15 protein-coding genes and 1 pseudogene are annotated in these 23,712 nt (G+C 44.0%); 2 read left to right on the forward strand and 14 right to left on the reverse strand.

The features are described from left to right. Nucleotides 1–35 precede the first annotated feature (35 nt). Entirely contained in the window at nucleotides 36–554 is a 519-nt protein-coding gene (gene fabA, locus FC652_RS12360) for a bifunctional 3-hydroxydecanoyl-ACP dehydratase/trans-2-decenoyl-ACP isomerase (protein WP_011080474.1), read from the forward strand. Between the two features lie 139 nt (nucleotides 555–693). On the opposite strand, the gene rmf is transcribed toward fabA, so the two are convergent. The 14 genes and pseudogenes from rmf to FC652_RS12430 all read right to left on the reverse strand — a co-directional run bounded on the left by rmf (nucleotide 694) and on the right by FC652_RS12430 (nucleotide 21,765). Continuing rightward, on the reverse strand, nucleotides 694–867 hold the full coding sequence (rmf, locus tag FC652_RS12365; RefSeq protein WP_176298813.1) for a ribosome modulation factor: 174 nt from the start codon (nucleotides 865–867) through the stop codon (nucleotides 694–696). A gap of 165 nt (nucleotides 868–1,032) precedes the next feature. After that, nucleotides 1,033–2,703: a DUF3466 family protein gene (locus FC652_RS12370; protein ID WP_176298814.1), complete on the reverse strand. Its 1,671-nt coding sequence runs from the start codon at nucleotides 2,701–2,703 to the stop codon at nucleotides 1,033–1,035. A 7-nt stretch (nucleotides 2,704–2,710) separates the two neighbouring features. Then, the gene (locus tag FC652_RS12375) at nucleotides 2,711–4,630 is read right to left on the reverse strand and encodes an ABC transporter ATP-binding protein (protein WP_176298815.1); all 1,920 of its coding nucleotides are present in this window, start codon (nucleotides 4,628–4,630) and stop codon (nucleotides 2,711–2,713) included. Then, nucleotides 4,608–4,850 (reverse strand): glutaredoxin family protein, encoded by a 243-nt coding sequence (locus tag FC652_RS12380; protein ID WP_176298816.1) that lies wholly within the window; start codon nucleotides 4,848–4,850, stop codon nucleotides 4,608–4,610. The genes FC652_RS12375 and FC652_RS12380 overlap by 23 nt, the downstream gene beginning before the upstream one ends. 14 nt (nucleotides 4,851–4,864) lie before the next feature. After that, complete coding sequence (rlmKL, locus tag FC652_RS12385; RefSeq protein ID WP_176298817.1) at nucleotides 4,865–6,985, reverse strand: bifunctional 23S rRNA (guanine(2069)-N(7))-methyltransferase RlmK/23S rRNA (guanine(2445)-N(2))-methyltransferase RlmL; 2,121 nt, start codon at nucleotides 6,983–6,985, stop codon at nucleotides 4,865–4,867. Between the two features lie 504 nt (nucleotides 6,986–7,489). Further along, nucleotides 7,490–8,032, reverse strand: coding sequence for a cell division protein ZapC (locus tag FC652_RS12390; RefSeq protein ID WP_039553641.1), 543 nt, complete (start codon nucleotides 8,030–8,032; stop codon nucleotides 7,490–7,492). A gap of 155 nt (nucleotides 8,033–8,187) precedes the next feature. After that, nucleotides 8,188–9,198, reverse strand: a complete 1,011-nt coding sequence (gene pyrD / locus FC652_RS12395) for a quinone-dependent dihydroorotate dehydrogenase (RefSeq protein ID WP_176298818.1) — start codon at nucleotides 9,196–9,198, stop codon at nucleotides 8,188–8,190. 296 nt (nucleotides 9,199–9,494) lie between these two features. Further along, nucleotides 9,495–14,333 carry an NAD-glutamate dehydrogenase gene (locus FC652_RS12400; RefSeq protein ID WP_176298819.1) on the reverse strand — a complete coding sequence of 1,613 codons (4,839 nt, stop codon included), beginning with the start codon at nucleotides 14,331–14,333 and terminating at the stop codon, nucleotides 9,495–9,497. A gap of 207 nt (nucleotides 14,334–14,540) precedes the next feature. Then, nucleotides 14,541–14,759: a DUF2835 domain-containing protein gene (locus FC652_RS12405; protein WP_176298820.1), complete on the reverse strand. Its 219-nt coding sequence runs from the start codon at nucleotides 14,757–14,759 to the stop codon at nucleotides 14,541–14,543. 51 nt (nucleotides 14,760–14,810) lie between these two features. Beyond that, complete coding sequence (gene pepN / locus FC652_RS12410; protein WP_176298821.1) at nucleotides 14,811–17,417, reverse strand: aminopeptidase N; 2,607 nt, start codon at nucleotides 17,415–17,417, stop codon at nucleotides 14,811–14,813. 263 nt (nucleotides 17,418–17,680) lie between these two features. Further along, a pseudogene (locus FC652_RS12415) lies at nucleotides 17,681–18,354 on the reverse strand (hypothetical protein). Nucleotides 18,355–18,550: 196 nt separating this feature from the next. Then, nucleotides 18,551–20,551 (reverse strand): carboxy terminal-processing peptidase, encoded by a 2,001-nt coding sequence (gene prc / locus FC652_RS12420; protein WP_176298822.1) that lies wholly within the window; start codon nucleotides 20,549–20,551, stop codon nucleotides 18,551–18,553. A 17-nt stretch (nucleotides 20,552–20,568) separates the two neighbouring features. After that, entirely contained in the window at nucleotides 20,569–21,192 is a 624-nt protein-coding gene (gene proQ / locus FC652_RS12425; protein ID WP_013571847.1) for an RNA chaperone ProQ, read from the reverse strand. Nucleotides 21,193–21,291: 99 nt separating this feature from the next. Continuing rightward, nucleotides 21,292–21,765 carry a GAF domain-containing protein gene (locus FC652_RS12430; protein WP_176298823.1) on the reverse strand — a complete coding sequence of 158 codons (474 nt, stop codon included), beginning with the start codon at nucleotides 21,763–21,765 and terminating at the stop codon, nucleotides 21,292–21,294. Nucleotides 21,766–21,892: 127 nt separating this feature from the next. Here FC652_RS12430 and FC652_RS12435 point away from each other — a divergent pair, with 127 nt between their 5' ends. Further along, the gene (locus tag FC652_RS12435; RefSeq protein WP_176298824.1) at nucleotides 21,893–23,692 is read left to right on the forward strand and encodes an ABC transporter ATP-binding protein; all 1,800 of its coding nucleotides are present in this window, start codon (nucleotides 21,893–21,895) and stop codon (nucleotides 23,690–23,692) included. The last annotated feature ends 20 nt before the right edge of the window (nucleotides 23,693–23,712 follow it).

Genomic DNA, 23,712 nt, shown 5'->3' on the forward strand with positions numbered 1-23,712 from the left:
AACATGCCACTGTCTAAAATTGGAGTTTACAAACAATGCAGAATAAACGTGAATCATACACTCGTGAAGATCTTCTAGCCTCAAGTCAAGGTGAGTTATTTGGCCCTGGATACCCTCAATTACCAGCTCCAAATATGCTTATGATGGACCGAGTAACCAAAATGTCGGAAACCGAAGGTGATTTTGGTAAAGGTCTTATCCTTGCTGAGCTCGATATCAAACCTGATCTATGGTTCTTTGACTGCCACTTTCCAGGTGACCCTGTAATGCCAGGTTGTCTTGGCTTGGATGCGATGTGGCAGTTAGTTGGTTTCTTCCTTGGTTGGGTAGGCGGCAAAGGTAAAGGCCGTGCTTTAGGTGTTGGTGAGGTGAAGTTTACCGGTCAAATCCTCCCTACAGCGAAAAAAGTGACCTACGAGATCCACATGAAACGAGTGGTCAATCGTAAGCTTGTTATGGGATTAGCGGACGGTCGAGTTCTTGTCGATGGTAAAGAGATTTACGTCGCTAAGGATCTAAAAGTGGGTCTTTTCCAAGATACCTCAGCATTCTAAGTAACACTCTTTGCAGTTATTTTGATGAGACGGCCCTTTGGGCCGTTTTTCTTGAGCCTTCAGTTTTACTCAGCCCTACAATAGAAAAGACCCACATCGTGGGCCCTTCTTTAAAATCCTTCTGTGTTGTATGTGGACATCATTTATAGAGACCAGAAAGTTTGTCACTTCTGGCATCACGCCAACCACCTAACCAATACGAACGAGCGTCCATCTGTTGATAAGGACATTCTTCCTGAGATCTACCGTTTAAGCCTGCCTTGTAGCCTTGGGATTGTGCTCGGTCTAGGCGATCACGCTTTTGTCTCTTCATAATTTCTACCTCATACAGGTCCATTAGAACTAACGTACTACTGTGAAACTTTAGTGGAGCTTTTATGACTCCACTATTAAGAATTGACCAAACGAAGGGATTTCTCAAGCGATAAAAAAAGCACGGCTCCAAAACTGTGAAGCCGTGCTTAGTTTAAAAAATAGCCTATTTTCTGCGGAACCCAACCAAGCCCATGAGTGTCAAAGCCAACCAACCAAGCCCTGCACCATTTCGCACTGCTGAGGCTTTTTCCACTGGACGTGTGTCAATGTTACTTGCCTTGGCATCTGCAATAGGAACTAGCTTAACGGCTACAACCGATTCCTTCTGAGAACCTTCACCACAATAGGAGTTGTGTGCGGTTGTATCGTAGCCACCTTCACACTTAATGGCAGTTGCAGAAATCACACCTGCATCGTTGATATCCGTTGCGTCGATCACTCGATATTGGTTGTTGTGCTGTGAAAACTCACCACCATTTGTCAGATCATCCAAGTACCAAGCTTTATCACCAAATATCGCCCTGCGCTCAGGAGTCGGTGTAGATGTTTTTTCATCGTAATATGGCAGAATAAATCCACGTTTACGACGCGGCTTGCCGTCGATCTCACGAGTATCTTCAGCATCCAGCTGACCAACAATTTCATTGTAGTTGTTAATCCCACCCATTTTGCCGCCAGTACCAGAGAAGAAAATTCCCCCTAGCTGAGGTAGAAATGTAGCCGAGACACTATCTGCTGTAATATCCTTTACCAAGAATAGTCGATTGGCCGCTGAACCTTCAGAAGGCTTACCACCAGCGCGCTTTGCCTCACCAACAGCGATAAAGTTACTGTTTACGTTAGTGACAACAGAATTACTGTGAATGACGTCGCTCCCAATTTTCATTTGAGCGCCATTGACTTGTTTTGTATCCCAACTAGTATTTTCAAATACACCGCTAGGGTCAAACGTACCAACAAACACACTGGCATTGATATAGTTGTCATCTGCATAAGTGTTGTAACCAACACCATAAACTTTATTATTTGTCGCATCGACAACCACATCACGCATGCTGCCTTGCGCTAAACGCTCCCCATCTCTATTACCGCCTTGGGGCCAAGCTAACTGCTTTACAACACCATTATCATCCCAAATCGCAGCCTTGCTTGTGTGGTGTGAACCATTTTCATTAGTTGTACTCGTAGCAATACTACCAACCGTGTAAGTACCATCGGTTTTCCAAGCTCGTGATTGATAAAAAGAGCTTACATCTGTAGGAGATATAGGAGCGACAACTCGATTTCTCGTCTCACCGGCAATGCTTTGATTGCCAACAGGTTGTGCAGATTCCGTGAGACTATTGATAACATTGTTCATCTCATTGAGATAGGCTGAAGCGTCTCCTTCAACATAAGCAAGTGAATTAGAACTCGTGTTGCCATTGAGTTCGCGACTCCATGGTGCCCAGTGAATCGATGCCCACGTTTCACACGTCGAATAACGAAGCTCGTTGTAGCAATAACGCTCAAAGTCATCAAACTCTTGGATATAGCCAAACGTCGCGTCCATCGCAAACGGAAGCTCTTCTCGATAGCTAACACCATCAACCGACACTCTTGTTTCAAAAGCTAACTTAAACTGAGCATCGCTACATGCCACTCCAAAGCACCCCAGTGGCGATGCAACATCACCGGCTTGGATCGCTACACCAAAAGCATCGTTATAAGACGAATTACTACCATTCGATGCAGGATCAACTTCAACAACCTTATACAAGGCGGCGTTGGCATTCATAGCGCTACCAACGAGTAGCGCGACTGTGGTTAATTTGAATCTAATACTGCAATTCATCTACTTATTAACTGTCCTGTTGCATAGCTTCGAGCTCTTCCCATCTCTCGAAAGCAATTTCTAATTCCTGCTCCAGTGCGGCAAGTTGCTCTAACACTGGTTGCGTTGTCTCTACGGGTTGAGCAAAAAACTCTGCGGAGTTTACTTGCTCTTGAAGCGCTTCAATATCCGCTTCCAACTGTTCTAACTTGGCAGGTAGTGCTTCAAGTTCTCGTTGGAGCTTATATGATAACTTCTTAGAGGTATTCTTAGCTGGCGCAGTTTTGGGAGTTTCCTCAACGACTTTTGCTTTAGGCGCTGATTTTTCCATCACTTCACGAGCTTCGATCGCTTGTTTGCGCTGCTGTTGAGCATCATGATAACCACCGACAAACTCTTCGATTTTTCCTTCACCTTCAAAGATCCAACTTGTTGTAACGGTATTATCCACAAACTGTCGGTCGTGGCTGACCAGCAGCAAAGTACCTTGATAATTGGCAAGCAATTCTTCTAAAAGTTCCAATGTTTCGATATCTAAATCGTTAGTTGGTTCGTCGAGAATCAATAAATTGTTTGGTTTTAGGAAGATACGAGCAAGAAGCAGACGGTTTTTTTCACCACCTGAAAGTGCTTTGACGGGTGTACGAGCACGCTTCGGCGAGAAAAGGAAATCCTGAAGATAGCTCAACGCATGGCGTTCTCGCCCACCCACGGTGACTTCTTGTTTACCATCCGCTAGGTTATCAATGACCGTCTTTTCAGGGTCCAAAATCTCTCGATATTGGTCAAAGTACGCGACTTCCAGCTTAGTACCACAATGCAAACGGCCAGATTCCGGTTTTAGCTGATCCAGCAGTAACTTAAGGACCGTGCTCTTGCCACAGCCATTAGGGCCAATAAGCGCAATTCGATCGCCACGCATGATATTAAAACTGAAATCATCAACAATTTTCTTCCCATCGAATGAAAACTGCAGTTTTTCTGCTTCAAAGACGATCTTGCCAGAGCGTGCGGCGTCATCAATTTGGATTTTGGCTTTACCTTGCACGTCAACTCGACTCTGGCGTTCCTCTCGCAGCTTTTTAAGTGCCCGAACACGACCTTCGTTACGTGTGCGGCGCGCTTTGATGCCTTGACGAATCCACACTTCTTCCTGAGCGAGCTTTTTATCAAACTCTGCGTTTTGCATCTCCTCAACACGAAGCATTTCATCTTTTTCAATAAGGTAGTTGTCGTAATCGCTAGGAAAAGAGGCAAGTTTACCGCGGTCAAGGTCAACGATACGCGTTGCCATTGCTTTGATGAAGGCTCGGTCGTGGGAAATAAAAATGATGGAGCCACGGAAATCTTTGAGGAACGTTTCTAGCCATTCAATGGTCGTAACATCGAGGTGGTTAGTTGGCTCATCTAGTAGCAAAACGTCTGGATCACATACTAGCGCTTTCGCCAGCGCAGCTTTGCGTTGCCAACCACCCGACAGATCGGTGAGCTTCGTTTCAGCATCCAGCTTTAATGCCGCCAACACATGCTTAACTCGGTCTTCAAATCGCCACGCGTTGGCGTGATCAAGCTGTTCTTGCACTCTCGCTAAGCGGTTAATGTTCTTTTCCGTTGGCTCTTGAGCAACAAGATCGAGAAGATCATGATAGATCTTTAATTGTTCGCCAACTTCAGCTAGCCCACTTGCCACATAATCGTAAACCGTTCCTGGTTCGTTTCGTGGGGGGTCTTGTTCTAAGCGCGAGACTACGACATCTTGAGTGATCTGTAGCTTACCATCATCAAGAATCACCTCGCCCGCTAGAACTTTCATTAAGGTCGATTTACCCGCCCCATTGCGTCCTACCAAACAAACTCGCTCATGCTCTTGAAGTACAAAATCAGCTTTATCAAGTAGAGGATTATCGCCAAAGGCGAGTTGACCATTATGAATGGTAAGTAATGCCATTATCGTCCAACCATTGTTTTAATTTTTCTAGATCAAAGGGCCAGCCAAGCTCTGACCCTTGAGAATGTAAGACAGGAATCGTGACCCCGTAACGAGAAAATAGCGCGTCATCAAACGCGATATCAGTCACTTGAACTTGTTCAGCAATGCCTGCTTGTTCCAACAACTCGTAAGCCATCTCACACAGATGGCATCCTTCGGTACTGTATAGGGTGATCACGTTCCTTGTTCCTATTACTTGTGGGTGACGACCCAACAGTTATGAATATGTTTGTTTCTTGAGAAATCGAGTGGCAGCGTCTGAGAAGAAATGTTTCTCGCGTCTAAACCCAGCTCTTCCATCGCTTCCATATCCATTTTGAAATGACGTTTATTGTTAGAGAAGACAATAGTACCGTTTTCTCTTAGCAGACGTTTTAAGTTTTTCATCAGTTTGATATGGTCACGCTGAACGTCAAACGAGTCTTCCATACGCTTAGAGTTTGAAAACGTAGGCGGATCAATAAAAATTAAATCGTACTGTCCCTGCGCTTTCTCTAACCACTGTAAACAATCTGCCTGCTCAAACTTATGTTGACGTCCGATACAACCATTTGCAGACATGTTGTCTTTTGCCCACTCAAGGTAGGTGTTCGACATGTCGACCGTTGTTGTCGATCGGGCCCCACCAAGAGCAGCGTGTACCGTAGCACTGCCTGTATAAGCAAACAGGTTAAGGAAATCGGCTCCTTTTGCCATTTCACCCAAACGGCGGCGCGTGATCTTATGATCCAGAAACAACCCCGTATCCAGATAATCGTACAAATTGACGATCAGTTTTGCACCATACTCGTTGACTTCCATTCGCTCAGAAACTTGACCCAATTTTTGATATTGGTTACGGCCTTTTTGTTTCTCACGAACCTTCAGCACAACTTTGTTGGCTTCTACGCCAGTTACCTGAATCGCAGCACGAATAATATCCGTCAGGCGACGCTTTGCCTTCTCTTCTGGAATATTTTTCGGTGCGGCGTATTCTTGAATCACCAAGTGATCTTGATAGACGTCTATCGCCACATTGTATTCTGGCAGGTCGGCATCATAGATGCGGTAACAATCGAGCTGTTCTTTTTGAGCCCATTTGCCTATCTTACCGATATTTTTCTTTAGGCGGTTAGCAAAGTCTGGTGCGATAGAAAGCGGGCCATCCGCACCTTCAATCTGCTCTACACTTCTTTGTGCGATCGTGTAGTTTTTTTGGTGACAAGGTAACGCACCGTTATTCAGTTTAAACTGTTTTTCTGCACGCATGCGAAGACAGCTCAGCAGCTCATCGGAACTGGAAAAAATAGATGCCGTACAACCACCAAACTGTGCTTTTAACTGACCACCAAATGCTGTGTATAGTGCAATCAATCCTGGCTCTGTACCAAGTCGCTCACCATAAGGCGGGTTACAAACAATCACACCATTCTCAAACTCTAGAGGACGTGACACTGTAGCGGCGTCACCCAACTTAAATTCGATAAGATCCGCAACCCCTGCTCTGCGAGCGTTATCTTGGGCGATTTTTAGCACTTTTTCATCATTATCAAAGCCATAGAATCTTGCGCCAACTTTTTTGACACCTCTTCGAGCAATGACATTTGCTTCTGATTTTATTTCTGCCCACACTTCTGGCTCGAAATCTTCAAGTGATTCAAAGACCCACTTTTCGCGTTTTACGCCAGGCGCCATGTTTGCTGCCATCATGGCCGCCTCTATCAACAACGTACCTGAACCACACATTGGATCCAAAAGCGGTTGTTCCTCTGTCCAGCCTGAGCGAAGGATGATGGCAGCAGCCAAGGTTTCACGGAGTGGTGCTTTACCAGATGCAGGACGATAGCCACGTTGGTGCAAGCCATTCCCGACCATATCAACACCAAGAATCGCTTTGTCTTTGTGGAGACGAACATGGATACGTACATCTGGACGCTCTTTGCTGATATTTGGACGTGGTAGGTTTTTCTTTTCGAAACAATCTACGATGCCATCTTTCACTTTCATCGCACCGTACTGGCTGTTACGAATCTCACGGTTCGTGCCGTTGAAATCAACCACAAACTTCTTAGTGCTGTGGAATTGATTTACCCAATTGATAGAGGACGTTGCCAAATACAAGTCCATATCACTTTGACAGGTAAACTCGGACAACACGCGAACAAAACGCGATGCCAACCTACTCCATAGACAGCAACGATAAACCTGTTCATTAGAGGCTTTAAATCTTACTCCAGCCTGTACTGGCTTAGCGTCTGCAATTCCAAGTTTTGTTAGTTCTTCAGCAAGAAGGTTCTCAAGACCATTTGAGGTAACCGCAAGATATTGGTTCATAGTGTTCTTTAGCTATTAAAAATGGCGTTGATTATACCTGACAAATCTACTCCATGCCTCGCATTTCAAGGACTTTTCTCATCTCCCTATGAGCCAGCGTATCAATTGGTCGTTTTATCGTCGTGAATTAATTACACCAACTCAGCAGAGATGAACGAAACGTAAACAAGCCTAAACCAAAATTCGGTTCAAATTGCGATAGTGAATGCTTATTCACGTAAAAATTGGACTATACCAGACTTCATTTATACCGGTAACTTAATTACAAAACCACTTAAAAGAGGGAATTTATTACTCTATCGGTGATATTTCGTCGACAAAAGTGGACATTTTACGTGCTAAAAATGTGTGAAAAATGTCTACCTGATTGCACTACAGGCTCTCATAGTCGCAATATTTAGACGAGGTGGCATGGTGATTAGAGGGGGGATTGGATAGGAAAATGCAAAAAAAAATCGGCCAGAAGGCCGATGAAAAATGTATAGGAACGAAAATTAGGAAAGGTTATCCGACTAACGCCATAGGCATTAGCGTATTCATTCTTGCAGCAGTAGACATGCGATCGTGCATGACTTTGATGGCTTCACCATAACTTAAGCTCTTTGAACTGCTTAGCATAAAGCCTTCAAGCTCTACACAGCTGACTAAGCTTGCATTGTCCCCTGCTTCCAAAACGATAAATAGCCCTTGATTCAAGCCATTTTGCAGCTGTACAAGCTCCCCTTCATTGGGTTGGTAATCCAAACCTGTAGAATGGAAAAACCAACTCTTGGGTTGGACTGGCTTATGAAAGCGCTTAGCAGCAACGCAGTAGAGCGTCAGCTCATCTCTGCGATATTCACTCAAATCAAGCGACGACAGACATTCTTTGAAAGTCTGAAAGGCACTCGCGTCATCAACTGTGAAGTCGTTATAAGAGAAAGCGCAGTCCACCAGCAATTTATCACTAAGATTGGTTTGAAATAGATATCTATCGCCTAAGTCAAGCATTAGACGGCCTGACGGCTTATCAAAATACCAGCTCCATTTATCACTTGGTTTAAGCATCGTTCTATTCTCACACTGACTGATTCACAGAGGTAAACGCTTAATTACCCTCCAACTGTTTTGATTCTACAAACGAATGAATAAAAAAAAAGAGGAAACCAAGTCCTCTTTTTTCTGTTAGAAAAGCTGTTATGTCAGTATGTTAGCGAATCATTCTATAGATTTTTAACAATATCGCGTACTAAGCCAGGGCCGTGATAGATGAAGCCAGAGTATACTTGTACAAGATCCGCCCCTGCCAACATTTTCTCTTTTGCAGCAACATAAGAATCAACACCACCGACGCCAATAATTGGGATGTTACCTTGTAACTCCTTACGAAGTAATCGCACGACCTCAGTAGAACGAGACTGTAGTGGACGACCACTAAGGCCCCCAGCCTCTTGCGCATGTTTCATGCCTTCAACCATCGTGCGATCAAGCGTGGTATTGGTTGCGATCACACCATCGATCTTGTTGTTGATCAATGATTGGCAAATCTGGCTAATTTCATCATCGGTAAGATCCGGTGCGATCTTTAATGCCAGAGGGACATATTTACCATGCTTCTCTTCAAGCTCAGCTTGTTTACGTTTTAACTCAGACAACAACTCGTCTAACGCTTCACCATACTGAAGAGAGCGAAGTCCTGGTGTGTTTGGAGAAGAAATATTCACGGCAATATATCCCGCATACTCATATACCTTTTCCATACAGATGAGATAATCTTCCGCGCCCTTCTCTATTGGTGTATCTTTATTTTTACCAATATTAATACCTAATACACAGTTGTATTTTGCTTTCTTTACGTTCTCAACCAGGTTGTCAACACCTAAGTTATTGAAACCCATACGGTTAATGATCCCTTCCGCCCCTACTAAGCGAAACAAACGTGGTTTATCATTTCCTGATTGTGCTCTAGGTGTAACGGTACCAACTTCAACAAAGCCGAATCCCATTGCGTCAAATGCTTCGATACACTCACCATTTTTATCAAGACCAGCCGCAAGGCCAACTGGGTTTCGGAAAGTGAGTCCCATGCATTCTACTGGTCGATTTGGTAGCTGCTGACGATAGAGGAGATCAAGTGGTGTGCCGGTAAAACGTTTAAAATTTTGGATTGCAAGATCGTGTGCCTTCTCTGCATCCAATTGAAAAAAGCCAGCTCTGGCAAGACGGTAAAGCATTGTGCCTCCGAAAGAAAAAAGCCCCGTGTAAACGGGTTGGTATTATTTACTTAAAATCATCAGTTTTCAAATAAAAAGGTAAAAGTAAATCCAATTTAACGATTAAAAATGACTTATCTCAACTTTATCAATGAGTTAGTTAGGTGTTATTTCAATTAATTTCGACTTCTCTTGTGAACCAAACGTTTGCAGCGACTTCAAAAAGTGACAACGCAACAATGAGCTGTTCGTTTATTGAACTCAAATAGCAGAAAAGCCCCGTTACTGGGGCTTTTTAATCTTAAACAACTAAAACACTAACTGTTTGAGCTGCAATTTAAGTTGAGCAGCACTAATTCTCTTAGCGCGACAGAGAACTTCGCAAACTCGTGTACGGTGCCCACTTTAAACTCGTTTAGGATGCTTTCCCAACGATGTAGTGAGGTTTCATTGCGTTCCATCCACACATCCAGAGCATTCATCACATCACTCTTGCCTGATTCTATGCAATTTAACACCTGTGCCGTCAGCAAACGTTGTTGCCAATCGAGATCTTCGCGGAACGCTGCTCTTGCAAGTGCTTGCCAGTTATTATCAACAGCTTGGCCATTAATTTGCTTCAAGAACCAATGTAGTGATAAACGATCGCCTAAGTTGAAGTACAACTTCGCGGCTTCTTCGACAGTTTTATTGGTTTCACGAGCAACTGAAGAAATATCCAGTGCTGACTGCAAACTGGTCAAACGAGAAACACGGTTGGCCAATGTTGATTCAACACCACGTTGGATCCAGCTCTGAGCAAGTTCATCATGCTCCTCGACTTCCGACTCGACCAACATGGTATCAAGAGATTGCGTAATCACATCCACATCCGCTTGATACTTAGCGATTAACTCACTGACGGTATTCTTACCACTGCGGTTACGAAGCAACCAACGAGCAACCCGACGTAACATGCGACGCACATGGAACATGATCTCATACTGAGCATCTGCACTTGCAACGTTATCCAGTTTGCGTGTTTGATTCAGGACATCACCCAATGCATAAATTTCTCGCGCAGCACCGTAGGCGTTAGCGATATCCACCACCGACGCTCCCGTCTCCTCCTGTAGACGAGTGACGAAGTTACATCCCATTTCGTTCACCATTTGGTTGGCAAGCGATGTAGCAATGATCTCGGCACGCAGTGGATGTGATGACATCTGATCGGCGAACTTGTTACGTAGTTCACTAGGGAAATAGGCGATCAACTGCTTAGCATGGAAATCATCATTGGCAATCTCGTCATTGGCAAGTTGTTCTTTAAGTACCATCTTGCCATACGCCACCAACACTGCTAGCTCAGGACGAGTAAGCCCTTGGCCCAGCTTCTCACGTTCTAGTAGCGTCTCGTCATCTGGGATGTTTTCTAAGACTCGATCAAGATAACCCGCTTTTTCCATAGTATGAATAAAGCGAATTTGCTCTTTAACAACGCTAACACCTTGCTGTTCAGTGACAGAGATAGACTCTGATTGACGGTACGCGTCATCTAAAACAATATCACCCACTTCATCTTGCATCGATTCAAGGATCTTATTGCGTTGTTTGATCGTCATGTCACCATGAGACACCAAACCATTCAAAAAGATCTTGATGTTCACTTCATTGTCCGAACAGTCTACTCCACCCACATTGTCGACAAAGTCTGTGTTTACTCGTCCGCCATTCAGAGCGTACTCGATACGACCTTTTTGAGTCATACCCAAGTTACCACCCTCACCAATAACCTTGGCATTAAGCTCACGTCCATCGATGCGCAAGACATCATTTGCACGATCACCAACATCAGCATGCGTTTCAGTCGATGCTTTTACGTAGGTACCGATGCCACCGTTCCAAAGCAGATCCACCTCCATCTTTAAGATCATTTTGATCAATTCATTTGGAGCAAGAGACGCTTTCTTAATACCCAACATCTTTTGGATTTCTGGCGTTAACGTGATGGACTTCGCTTTACGAGAAAAGATACCTCCACCTTTAGAAATCAATTTTGGATTGTAATCTTCCCAACTTGAACGTGGTAAGTTGAACAAGCGATTACGCTCCTCCCAACTCGTCTCCGAATCAGGATTTGGATCGATGAAGATATGCAAATGGTTAAATGCCGCTTGAAGACGTATGTGCTTTGACAACAACATGCCGTTACCGAATACATCACCCGCCATATCACCAACACCAATGGCCGTGAAGTCTGTTGTTTGGCAATCAACTCCCATTTCACGGAAATGACGCTTCACCGACTCCCAACCACCTTTTGCAGTGATGCCCATTGCTTTGTGGTCATAACCATTAGAACCACCAGATGCAAATGCATCACCCAACCAGAAGTTGTATTCAGCAGACACCGAGTTTGCCAAATCTGAGAAAGTTGCAGTGCCTTTATCTGCGGCAACCACCAAATATGGATCGTCCTCATCGTGTCTTACAACGTTCTTCGGTGGTACAACCTCCCCTTCAATGATGTTGTCAGAGACGTCTAATAGCGCACGAATGAAACGTTTGTAACAACGTTGGCCTTCAGCAAAAATTTCATCACGATTGGTCAACGTGTGCTGACGTTTACAAACGAAGCCACCTTTTGCCCCCACAGGCACGATAACCGTGTTCTTAACTTGCTGCGCTTTAACCAAACCAAGCACTTCAGTACGGAAATCTTCTTGACGATCAGACCAACGAAGACCACCACGTGCGACTTTGCCACCACGTAAATGCACGCCTTCAATGTCTGGCGCATAGACGAAAATCTCAAACGCTGGAACGGGCTGTGGAATTTCAGGGATTTCCCGTGGTTTTAGTTTTAATGACAACCAAGGTTTCGGTTGTTTTTGATCATCAAGTTGGAAATAGTTTGTCCGTACGGTTGCAACGATCATTTCCATGTAACGACGTAAAATACGGTCGTCATCTAAGCTATCAACAAGCTCAAGTTGCTCCGTAATCTTAGTGATCAACTCTTGCTGAGCCTTCTCTCCGCCTTTGTGCTTGGGATCAAAACGTTTTACGAAAAGATCCACCAGCCCTTTTGCAAGAGCAGGATAATGGCTCAACGTGTCTTCGATATATTGTTGACTAAATGGGAAACCCACTTGGCGCATATAACGAGCATAGGCACGTAAAATTGAAATTTCTCGCCCAGTCAGCGAAGCCCCCAATAGCAGACGGTTGAAACCGTCACTTTCAAGTTCACCAGCCCACACGGCAGCAAAAGCTTGTTGGAAGCGATCTCTTGCTTCACTCAGATCAACCACGCTTTCGCTTTTGTGCAACATCGAAAAATCAAGGATCCAAAATGTTTGACCGTTCGTTTTATGGATCTCGTAAGGCGATTCACCAATCACTCGTAAGCCCAAATTTTCCAGCATCGGCATCACATCGGATAGATGGATTGGCTCATCTCTGTGGTATAGCTTCAATCGAACGGCTTTTGAATCTGCTGCCACTTCTTGGGGACGGTAGAAAAGCATACCCAGTTTGTGATCATCGCTCAGCGCTTCCAGTCTTTGGATGTCATCAACTGCGCTGCCTGGCATCATCGCTTCTTTGTATGAACGAGGAAATGCCTTCATATACTCTTTTGACAATGGCAACCCTTTGCTTTCACCAAAGTTAGCAATGATTGAATCTTTAAGGCGATCATCCCAAGTTGAAGAGACTTCCATTAGATTTTGCTCGATATTCTTTACGTCAACGTCGATATTGTTATTGTCTACACGTACGATGTAGTGCGTGCGTGCTAACGGGCCCTCGGAGAAATAAGTCGTAAACTCTACTTCTTGCTCGCTGCCAAAATATTGTTTGAGAATGCGCTGTGTTTGGCGGCGTAACTCCGTGTTATATCTGTCTCTGGTTACATACACCATCGCACTAAAGAAGCGCCCAAACGGGTCTTTACGTACAAACAGACGCAGCAAATCGCGATCGTGCATTTGTACCACGCCCATGCCGACTTCAAGCAACTCTTCTTCTTTTGCTTGAATGAGTTCGTCGCGTGGGTAATTTTCAAGAATGTTGTGAAGTGCTTTAAACGCATAAGAACCATCGCGATAGCCACTCGCATCAAGAATACGGTCAACCTTTTCGCGGATCAGTGGGATCGAAGAAACCGTTTGGTTATAAACCGACGAGGTATATAGACCAGTAAAACGATGCTCACCAATCACTTTTCCTTTCGCATCGAACTTCTTAATGCCAACGTAGTCATTGTAAGCAGGACGATGAATACGTGAGGCTTTATTACCTTTGGTGATGATCAAAGCACTTGGCTTTTTCGCTTCAAGTCGAGCGGAGTCTGAAAGTTGTGATAATTTAACGCCGCGGACACGGCTGTCATCGGCAAAGAGGCCCAAACCTTTGTCTTTTGTTGGCACGAGTTCCGTTTCGCCATCCACATTGACTAAGTCGTACTCTTTGTATCCCATGAACGTAAAATTGTGGTCCCCTAACCAACGTAGAAATGCAATGCTTTCATCAAAACGTTCACCATCCATGGAAACCGCTGATTTTTGCGCTTCCAGTTGAGCCGTCACCTGCTCGAGTCGCTCCACCATGAGCAACCAATCGTTTACGACTAAACGCGTATCTGAAAGCACATCCAACAGTTCTTGTTTTAGATTGTGCATTTCATCTTTCTTACTTAGTCTATCAACTTCAATGTGGAATAGAGATTGTAGGACACCATCTTTACCGTTGACATCGGTCACTTCACCTTTGCCATTGCGAGTAATCTGTGTCGGATTATTCAACATTAAGTGACAACTTAGCTCTAATCGGCTCAACGCCATTTTTATCGAGTCAACCAAGAACGGGCTATCAGGAATAACCACTTCCACAATCGTATGCGTTGATTGCCAGCCATGACGACTTACTGTCGGATTGAATACTCGAACGGAAATGTCATCCGGTTTTTGCTCTTGAATATGATGCCATAAGCTCACAATAGCACCATAAAGGTCGGATTCGTTTCGTTGTATCAAGTCGTCTTGAGAAATGTTACTAAAAAGGTGTTGAGCTAATTTAGTAACTAAAGGCTGGTGGGATAGCTCGAGTTTGTCTTGAATCAGTTGGTACACCTTTTCAAGCAGAACCGGCACTACATTTTCACGCGCGGTCATATTCACACTCCACATTAGAATAGTTTTTTTGTAGGGGACACTTAGCAATAAATCTCGCTAGAAGACTCGTCAACTAAGCATAGGTAATGCATGCGCTTATTGTAAAAGCAATATTGAAATTTAGTTAATAAAATTAACGAGAGATAGAGGTGAAATGTTTGATAATGTGACTAAGATTCGTGTTTAACTCACTGTCAAACTAGGTTCTTATAGTGATTCTAACTTAATAAAACGATGATTCTGGTCAGTTGTTAGTCTAAATCGCCCTTTTAAGCCTAACTGACTGAGGAATGGTCGAAATTTGACCGCCGGCAGCTGAATACGCAAACCGTGATCCGTAGTTACCTGCACTGCACTTGCCGCACCAGAATAATGCGCCAAAAACGCTTGATAGCTAATATTGAGTGTGAAGTAGTAATAATTCATAGTCTATTAGGCGTAGTTGGCATCACACCAACTACGCGCTATCGGATTAACTTAGCTTTCTAAAGCCTTTGAAACTTTTTCAAACAAATCTTTGGCTAAGTTCTCCATCGCTTTCAATCCTTCCAGTTCTTTACGGATCAGCGATTGGCGTTCTTGATCGTATTTAGCCAGTTTTAGCAAAGGATCGACCAAACGTGAGGCCACTTGAGGGTTTGTCGTGTTCAATTCACGCAATACTTCCCCAGCAAAGCGATACCCCTCGCCTGACTTGTCGTGGAAGTTCACTGGGTTCATGCCCAAGAATGCCCCAATCAGACTTCGTGTTCTATTTGGGTTTTTCAGACTGAACGCCTCATGGTTCATGGTTTCTCGAACTACAGTCAATGCGTTCTTCGCCGGGTTTGTTCCCTGCATGATAAACCATTTATCCATGACCAAACCATCATGCTTCCACTTATCACTGTAATCTTGCATCAGTGCTTCACGGCAAGGCAATTGCGCTTGGTTGGCAGACGCCATCGCCGCAATGGTATCGGTCATGTTGTTCGACTCTTGGTATTGCTTCAATACCAAATCATTACCCTCTTGAGTATACGCCAGATACGCTAGGCAGATATTGCGTAATGCACGCTGACCAATCGCCGCATGATCAATCGTATACTCAGCTTGCTTCAAGCTATGATAAAGCGCGCTCAACTCATCACTTAGCTGTGTTGCAAGAATGACTTTCAACTGTTTGAGAACTTGAGCAATTGCATCAACGTCGACTTGCTTGTACCAACCAGACACTTCATTGTGGTTTGGCAACGACATGACTTCAGCGATGAACGCGGAATCTAATTCTGCATTAAGAAGCACACCACGGAAGGCATCAACAACCGCCTCAGGCAGTTCTACTTCTTCACCCGCCTGAACTCGCTCAACATTTTGACGAATGTATTTTGCCAGTAACATCTGGCTAGCATCCCAACGTGAAAACTCGTTACGAGCATTGACCATCAGGAACATCAGTTCACGGTCTGAATAGTCGTACTCAAGCTTAACCGGCGCTGAGAATTCACGTAACAAAGAAGGCACTGGCTTTTCTGCCACATTCTCAAACACGAAGGTTTGTTTGTCGGCTTTCACATCCAGCACGTTTCCAACAGGCTCACCAGCAATGATCATTGGGATCACATCACCATTCGCAGCGTAAAGCTCGATATCGAATGGAATATGCAATGGCTGTTTTTCCGCTTGCTCGTGTGTTGGCTCAGTCGACTGCTCAACAGTTAACGCGTAAGTTTGTTTAGTGGCATCGTACTGACTGCTCACACGAAGTGTTGGTGTACCCGACTGGCTGTACCACAAGCGGAACTGTGTTAAATCAACACCCGTTGCATCTTCCATGGCTGAGACAAAATCTTCACAAGTCGCCGCAGTGCCGTCGTGACGCTCAAAGTAGAGCTTCATCCCTTTTTGGAAACCTTCTTCACCCAGTAAAGTATGATACATGCGAATAACTTCACTGCCTTTTTCATACACTGTTAGCGTGTAGAAGTTATTCATTTCAATCACTTTATCAGGGCGAATTGGATGAGACATTGGGCTAGCATCCTCCGCAAACTGCGGCCCACGAATGGTACGCACGTTCTGAATGCGATTCACCGCTCGGGAGCCAAGATCAGAAGAGAATTCTTGATCACGGAAAACGGTTAGACCTTCCTTCAAGCTCAATTGGAACCAATCGCGACAAGTCACGCGGTTTCCTGTCCAGTTGTGGAAATACTCATGACCAATCACGCGCTCAATGCCCAGGTAGTCTGCATCTGTGGCGGTTTGAGAGTTGGCTAAGACAAACTTTGAGTTAAAGATATTGAGGCCTTTGTTTTCCATCGCCCCCATGTTGAAGAAATCAACGGCGACGATCATATAGATATCCAGGTCATACTCGAGATCGAAACGCTCTTCATCCCATTTCATCGAATTGATCAGAGAGGTCATCGCATGTGGCGCGCGATCTAAGTTGCCTTTGTCGACAAAGATTTCAAGATCAACACTGCGACCAGACTTGGTGACAAATTTATCGCGAAGCACATCAAAGTCGCCTGCAACAAGAGCAAACAAGTATGCAGGTTTTGGATGAGGATCTTGCCATTGAACCCAATGACGGCCACCTTCCAGTTCTCCCTCTGCGATGCGGTTACCATTACTCAGCAAATAAGGATATTGTGCTTTGTCGGCAATCACTTTTGTCTGGTAACGCGCTAATACATCAGGGCGATCGAGGTAATAAGTGATTCTGCGAAACCCTTCAGCTTCACATTGCGTACAGAACGCACCGCCAGACTTATACAGACCTTCCAAAGCAGTATTGGCTTCTGGGTCGATTTCTGTCTCAATCGTTAATTTAAATTCTTTCGGCAAACCAGACAAAAGTAATGAGGCCTCTTTGACTTCATAGGCCGTCCAGTTTTCACCGTTAACTTTGACTGATTTAAGTTTCAGCGTTTCACCATCTAACTCAAGGACATCACTCTCGCCCATTTGCTTGACCTCTGACACCGCTGTCACTCGGGTGTTGTGATCATAAAGATCAAAAGTCAGGTCGATGTCGGTAATCGTGTGTGATGGCGCTTTATAATCTTTACGATATTTCGCCTGTGGGGTTTGAGACATATCTATAAATCCTTGTACAGTGAATCAGATTGTGCCCGAAGAGTTTGTGTTACTAAGCAAAACTGTATGTACATACAGTTAAACGCTATTTCTTTCCACTTTATGCATCTGTATGGTAATTATTTCGGGCACAGATAAATTACCTCGGTTACATGTGGTCTGAAAACGAATAAAACAAGGTTTGATACAAAAAAAGGAAGACTAACCATGTAGTCTTCCTTTCTATAAACAAAAATTCTATCACTAACAAATATAGACAAGCGTTATCTAACTCGATTGAGTACGGCAAGCATTTCCCCGCTTTCCTCCTTCAAGGTAAGCTGGTCAGTACCAAGAACATAAGTCGTATCATGCTCGCCGTCTTCATATAAGAGAACGAGATGATTACCTTCTGTGTAGTAGACGCCCTTCTTGACAGATTCGTCACCGCCTTCAGATGTCACTCTAAACATAAAGATAAAATCCGGCTGAAGGATGAGATCCAATTTATTAATTTGATTCGCAACCATACCTTCACCAGATAATGTCTCACTCGACAAAAAAAAATTCCTGCTAAAGCATTTGGAAGGCCTTTCGTAAACATCACACCGTTGAGGTTGAGCATGTGATGGTTACTTTCGTATTGATAAACCTGTGGCTCATCGGTGTTCAAGCCTAGAATAATCGTATCTTCATTCGCGGTGTAAATACCTTCCCAATGATCGACACTGTAATCGCGCTTTTGAATATCAATTTGAAACTCGTACTTAGAGTTAAGTGTCAGTTTAATTGCCCTGAAGTTTTCTCGACTCGACTCTACATCAGGGTTGACTAAGTACCAGTCTCCGAGCAGTAAGGGGGTATCAAAATAGGTTAAATCAGAAGAATGTGTTCCCTGATCTTGCGCTTGTACATTAAACACCATGAGCGCTGTGAGCAAAGTTAAGAGCCATTTCATGTCATATCTCCACACTTTTAAGCTATTTTCTTAAAGCGTAGACATAGAGTTTTATTTGGGCGAATTTTTTTGATTTAAATCACATTATTGTTCAGAGAAAAATAACTTCATCTATACGTCATCTTTCCTTCACCTTGCTATGAGTTAAAAAGAAAAAAGCGAGCGTTAACGCTCGCTTTTTACCATCACACTGTTTTTAGGACGGTTTTTTCAGCATGTCTACCATGATTGCAACAGATTCATCAAGATACGCATCTGGCGTTTCATAGTCTTTGGGCACATCGTCTAACGTTTTAAACGCTTCTTTACCCGCTAATGCTTGGCGTTGATTGATGCGATCTAGGCGCTGCTTATCAGCTTGCTCAGATTCTTGCTTACGCACTTTTTCATTCAAAGAAAGCGTATTGTCGTCTTTCTCTGCTTTGTACTTCGCAATGTCTTCCGCAATAAACTTAAACTCTAGCTCGTTAGCGATCCGCTCATCATGTTTTACACGCAATTGTTCAATCAAAGAATCATTACGTTGTAACACTTGATAATCGGCTTTCTCGATACTGTCCCAAGGTAGAGCATTATCTTCAACACTCTCACCTGTTTCTTCAGGATCAATCGCGGTAGGGAAAGGAATGTCTGGCACGACACCTTTATTTTGCGTGCTGCCTCCATCAATTCGGTAGAATTTTTGGATGGTGTACTGAACATAACCTATTTCTTTGTCAAACAAATCATAGATATGATTCAAAGAACGGTGCTGTTGTACGGTTCCTTTACCAAATGAGTTTTCACCAAGGATAATGGCGCGGCCATAGTCTTGTAGTGCAGCGGCGAAAATTTCAGAAGCAGATGCACTATATCGATTCACCAACACGGTCATCGGGCCTGAATAACTGATTTGTCCATCCGTATCAGCGTTGACTTTCACTCGCCCATAACTGTCACGAACTTGAACCACAGGGCCTTTTTCAATAAACAAACCCGTGAGCGCAGTCGCTTCAGTTAATGCCCCACCACCATTGTTTCTCAAATCAACGATGATGCCGTCGACGCCCTTGCCTTTGAGATCAGTAAGCAGCTTATCTGTGTCGGCAGAAAGACCCACATAAAAACTCGGTACTTCTAGAACACCGATTTTCTTGCCATCTTTTTCAATCACCTCTGCCTTCACTGCTCGGTCTTCCAAACGAATTTTGTCACGCACAATTGTGACAACGTAACTCTTGGAATCTTTTCCTTCTGGCAGAACTTGTAGGTGAACTTTGGTGCCTTTAGGACCTTTAATCAGCTGGACAACATCATCAAGACGCCAGCCGATCACATCAACGATGTCTTTTTTATCTTGGCCAACACCGATGATTCGGTCACCCTCGCCTAACTGTTTACTTTTAGACGCAGGACCACCAGCAACCAAAGAACGGATGACAGTGTAGTCATCCGTCATCTGCAATACAGCACCAATGCCTTCCAGTGACAAGTTCATCTCAGACTGGAATTGCTCAGCGTTTCTTGGTGAAAGATAGCTGGTATGAGGATCCACTTCGCGTGCAAACGCGTTCATGTAAAGTTGAAAAACGTCTTCGTTGCGCGTTTGAGTGATTCTCTTCATCGCGTTGTTGTAACGTTTCTCTAGAATGTCTTTTATTTCTGGCCAATCTTTGCCAGTCAACTTGAGGTTCAGCGCATCGTATTTTACTCGCTGACGCCACAGTTCATTAAGCTCGGTTTGATCCTTTGGCCAAGCCGCATCAGTGCGATCGAGTTCAATCTCATCATCCGTATCAAAGGTGATTTCTTGATCGAGCAGTTTGAGAGCATAAGAGAATCGCTCAAAACGCTTTTTCATTGAGAGATTGTAAACATCAAACGCGATTTGATTGTTGCCTTCTTTGAGTTGGTCATCCAACTCTGTTGACCACTTTTCAAATGAATCAATGTCTGCTTGAGAGAAGATATTCTTATTGTAATCAAGCATTTCTATATAGCGATTAAACATCGCACGAGAGAAATCATCGTTGAAATTAAAATGCTTGTAATGAGAACGAGTAAAACGAGAAGTGACCCTTTTGCTTGCAGTTTCGTGTTGAACTTCAGGTGCAAGTAAAGGGAGATCTTTTTCTGATAGTTTGGCTTCAAGAGCCTGAGCTGATGCTGCTAGCCAAAGGCTAGCAGCAATCAGAGTCACTTTTGAACGGCATTTCATGCGTAGGAGTGTCTCCTTTATGCGCGAAGGTGCTCCGCTTTCACAACCATTTGAAGGCCGTTAGACAGTTGAACTCGCACATCATCCTTATTAATTTCTACGATAGTCGCAGCCATGTTTCCTTTACCCATGTTTACGTTAACCGCTTTACCAGTGATCAATTCATCTGCGTTTAGCGCACGTGTTTCCACAGGTTGTTTCGCAGGCTTTTGCGCCTGAGGTTTGTTCGCACGACGTTGCTGAGGTGCTTTTTTAGCTTTTGGCTTTGACTTCTCTTCGTCACGAGCTTTTTGAGCTTGTTCTTTACGGCGAGCTTGTACCTTAGCTTTGCTTTCCGCTAGCGTTGCTTTCGCATGTTCAACGTGTTCTTCTTCTAGTACACCACACTCGTTACCATCTAGGTCAACACGAGTTGCGCCTAGTTTAACGCCGTGTAGGTAACGCCAAGAAGAAGTGTATTGTCTTAACGCTGCTCGAAGCTGAGTCTTGCTTACTTTTTCATCTTCACTTAGACGTTCAGCAAGATCTTGAAAAATACCAATTTTAAGAGGTTTCGCTTCACCTTCTAAAGTAAAGCACTTAGGGAAACATTCAGCAATATATGCAATAACTTCTTTGCTGTTTTTTAACTTTTCAGTCATGAGTTGTCCTGGTTTGAGCGGCCTGCCCGCGAGCATTAAGATAAAAATATTCTCGTATTATAGAGAGATGCGGGCGAAAAACCACTCTCGTTACCCAATTTATGCGTTGTTCGCGTGTGAATTAAGCAGCTTTTCTACTTCTGCCATGAAAAATGTTAACCCTTGTTCATCAATTTCACTAAATCTGCCCACACTTGGGCTATCAATATCCAGAACGCCAGCCAATTGCCCATTGATTGAGAATGGGATCACGATTTCTGAATTGCTCGCCGCATCGCAGGCAATGTGTCCTTCAAACTCGTGCACATCATGCACTCGTTGAACGGTATAAGTTTGCGCTGCCGTTCCGCACACTCCCCTACCCATAGGAATTCGCACGCATGCTACTTTTCCCTGAAATGGCCCTAAAACCAACTCGTCTTCTTTATATAAGTAAAATCCAACCCAGTTGAGATCGGACATTCCCATGTTCAGCAACGCACTAATGTTTGAAAGATTGGCGATTAAGTCACGCTCTGATTCAATAAGTGCGACTGCTTGTTTGGTGAGTGTTTGGTAATGTTCTATGGTCATATAAAGCTTCCAATTGTTTATTGCACAGCTGAAGCGTGCAGTAATAATTTCCTGAATTTACTTTGGAATAGAGTCAACAGCCGCTAGAATGCTGACTCTAATATAAATAGGACTTATTCTCATTATAATGTTATCGACATCCGACACTATTAGCCGCTCCTGGCTTTTAACACAAGCAAAAAAACACAAATCTAAGCTTGTGTTTGCGAACCTCATTGCCATTGTTGCCACTTTGGTTAGCGTCCCTATTCCTCTACTCATGCCACTCATGGTTGACGAAGTGTTACTTGATCAACCTGGTAAAGGATTGGCAGCCATGAATACCCTATTGCCTCAAGCCTGGCAAACACCGACAGGGTATATCTTCTTGACTTTGCTACTGGTGATCCTGATGCGTATCACCAGCCAAGCATTAAACATTTTACAGAGCCGCCAGTTCACCTTGGTCTCAAAAACCATTACTTATCAAATGCGCGCTAAGATGATCGATAAACTCGGTCGCATCAGTATTCGTCAATATGAAACTCGAGGTAGCGGAGGCATCAATGCGCACCTCATCACAGACATCGAGACCATTGACCAATTCATCGGCAGCACCTTAGCGAAGTTCGTGATTAGCTTGCTTACCGTCATCGGCACTGCAGGTGTTCTCCTATGGCTGGAATGGCGACTTGGCCTGTTTATCCTCTTAGTCAACCCTATCGTTATTTACTTCTCTAGAAAACTAGGCAGCAAAGTTAAACATCTCAAAAAGCGCGAAAACCAAGCATTTGAGCAGTTTCAAAATCGCTTAGTTGAAACCCTTGATGGCATTTATCAATTGAGAGCAGCCAATAAAGAACGAGAGTTTCTCTCTGAGCTCAAACAGCAAGCTGATCAAGTCCGACTCAACGCAGACAAATATGCTTGGCAATCCGAAGCCGCGGGTAGAGTCTCCTTTTTGCTCTTTTTGCTTGGTTTTGAGCTGTTTCGTGCCGTTGCGATGCTCATGGTGCTCTTTAGTGATCTCACTATTGGTCAAATTTTTGCTGTTTTTGGTTATCTTTGGTTCATGCTGACTCCGGTTCAAGAACTGCTCGGTATCCAGTTTTCTTGGTATAGCGCGAAAGCGGCGCTTACCCGCATCAACGCGCTTTTGGAACTGGAGGAAGAGTATAGACCTGAGTCGAAAGTCAATCCTTTCACTGATGGCAAAGAAATTGATGTTTCTGTCGAAAATGTCAGCTTCTCTTACAACCGTGAAACCACTGTATTAAATCAGTTGAATTTACGAATCCCTGCGGGAAAGAAAGTCGCGCTGGTTGGTGCCAGCGGTGGCGGGAAGTCCACACTAATTCAACTGCTAATTGGTGTGTATCGGCAAGATGGCGGTACTATTCGCTACAATAATGAATCCACAGATGACATTGGATTTGAGCTGATTCGAGAAAAAATTGCTGTTGTATTACAACAACCTATACTATTTAATGACAGCCTGAGGCATAATCTGACCCTTGGTGGTGACTATGACGAAAGCACGCTTTGGCAAGCGTTGGAAATTGCTCAGTTACAAGATGTCATCACGCAACTGACGGATGGTTTAGAAACTCAAGTGGGCCGCAACGGTATTCGTTTATCCGGAGGCCAAAGACAGCGTTTAGCCATTGCTCGCATGGTATTGAGTGATCCTCAATTCGTGATTTTGGACGAAGCGACGTCAGCGCTAGACACGGCAACAGAAGCCGCGCTGCATAAAGCGTTGAACGAATATTTGAAAGGTAGGACAACCCTAATCGTTGCACATAGGTTGTCAGCGGTTAAACAAGCGGATTTGATCTATGTATTGGAAGATGGGCAAGTTACACAAACAGGGACACACACCGAGTTGGTTGAACAAGACGGCCTCTACCAAACGCTTTATGGCAGTGTTCAATCTCACGCAAGTTGAACATCTGCTCCTATTGACAT

Origin of the sequence: Vibrio sp. 05-20-BW147 (assembly GCF_013369385.1) — a bacterium.
GTDB lineage: Bacteria > Pseudomonadota > Gammaproteobacteria > Enterobacterales > Vibrionaceae > Vibrio > Vibrio floridensis.

Coding starts and splice junctions, on each gene's coding strand:
- FC652_RS12405 (WP_176298820.1), bottom strand. CDS start 14,759: ATGAATTATTACTACTTCACACTCAATATTAGCTATCAAGCGTTTTTG.
- rlmKL (WP_176298817.1), bottom strand. CDS start 6,985: ATGAACCAATATCTTGCGGTTACCTCAAATGGTCTTGAGAACCTTCTT.
- FC652_RS12390 (WP_039553641.1), bottom strand. CDS start 8,032: ATGCTTAAACCAAGTGATAAATGGAGCTGGTATTTTGATAAGCCGTCA.
- FC652_RS12375 (WP_176298815.1), bottom strand. CDS start 4,630: ATGGCATTACTTACCATTCATAATGGTCAACTCGCCTTTGGCGATAAT.
- prc (WP_176298822.1), bottom strand. CDS start 20,551: ATGAAATGCCGTTCAAAAGTGACTCTGATTGCTGCTAGCCTTTGGCTA.
- pyrD (WP_176298818.1), bottom strand. CDS start 9,198: ATGCTTTACCGTCTTGCCAGAGCTGGCTTTTTTCAATTGGATGCAGAG.
- rmf (WP_176298813.1), bottom strand. CDS start 867: ATGAAGAGACAAAAGCGTGATCGCCTAGACCGAGCACAATCCCAAGGC.
- FC652_RS12400 (WP_176298819.1), bottom strand. CDS start 14,333: ATGACCGCGCGTGAAAATGTAGTGCCGGTTCTGCTTGAAAAGGTGTAC.
- FC652_RS12435 (WP_176298824.1), top strand. CDS start 21,893: ATGTTATCGACATCCGACACTATTAGCCGCTCCTGGCTTTTAACACAA.
- FC652_RS12370 (WP_176298814.1), bottom strand. CDS start 2,703: ATGAATTGCAGTATTAGATTCAAATTAACCACAGTCGCGCTACTCGTT.
- proQ (WP_013571847.1), bottom strand. CDS start 21,192: ATGACTGAAAAGTTAAAAAACAGCAAAGAAGTTATTGCATATATTGCT.
- pepN (WP_176298821.1), bottom strand. CDS start 17,417: ATGTCTCAAACCCCACAGGCGAAATATCGTAAAGATTATAAAGCGCCA.
- FC652_RS12430 (WP_176298823.1), bottom strand. CDS start 21,765: ATGACCATAGAACATTACCAAACACTCACCAAACAAGCAGTCGCACTT.
- fabA (WP_011080474.1), top strand. CDS start 36: ATGCAGAATAAACGTGAATCATACACTCGTGAAGATCTTCTAGCCTCA.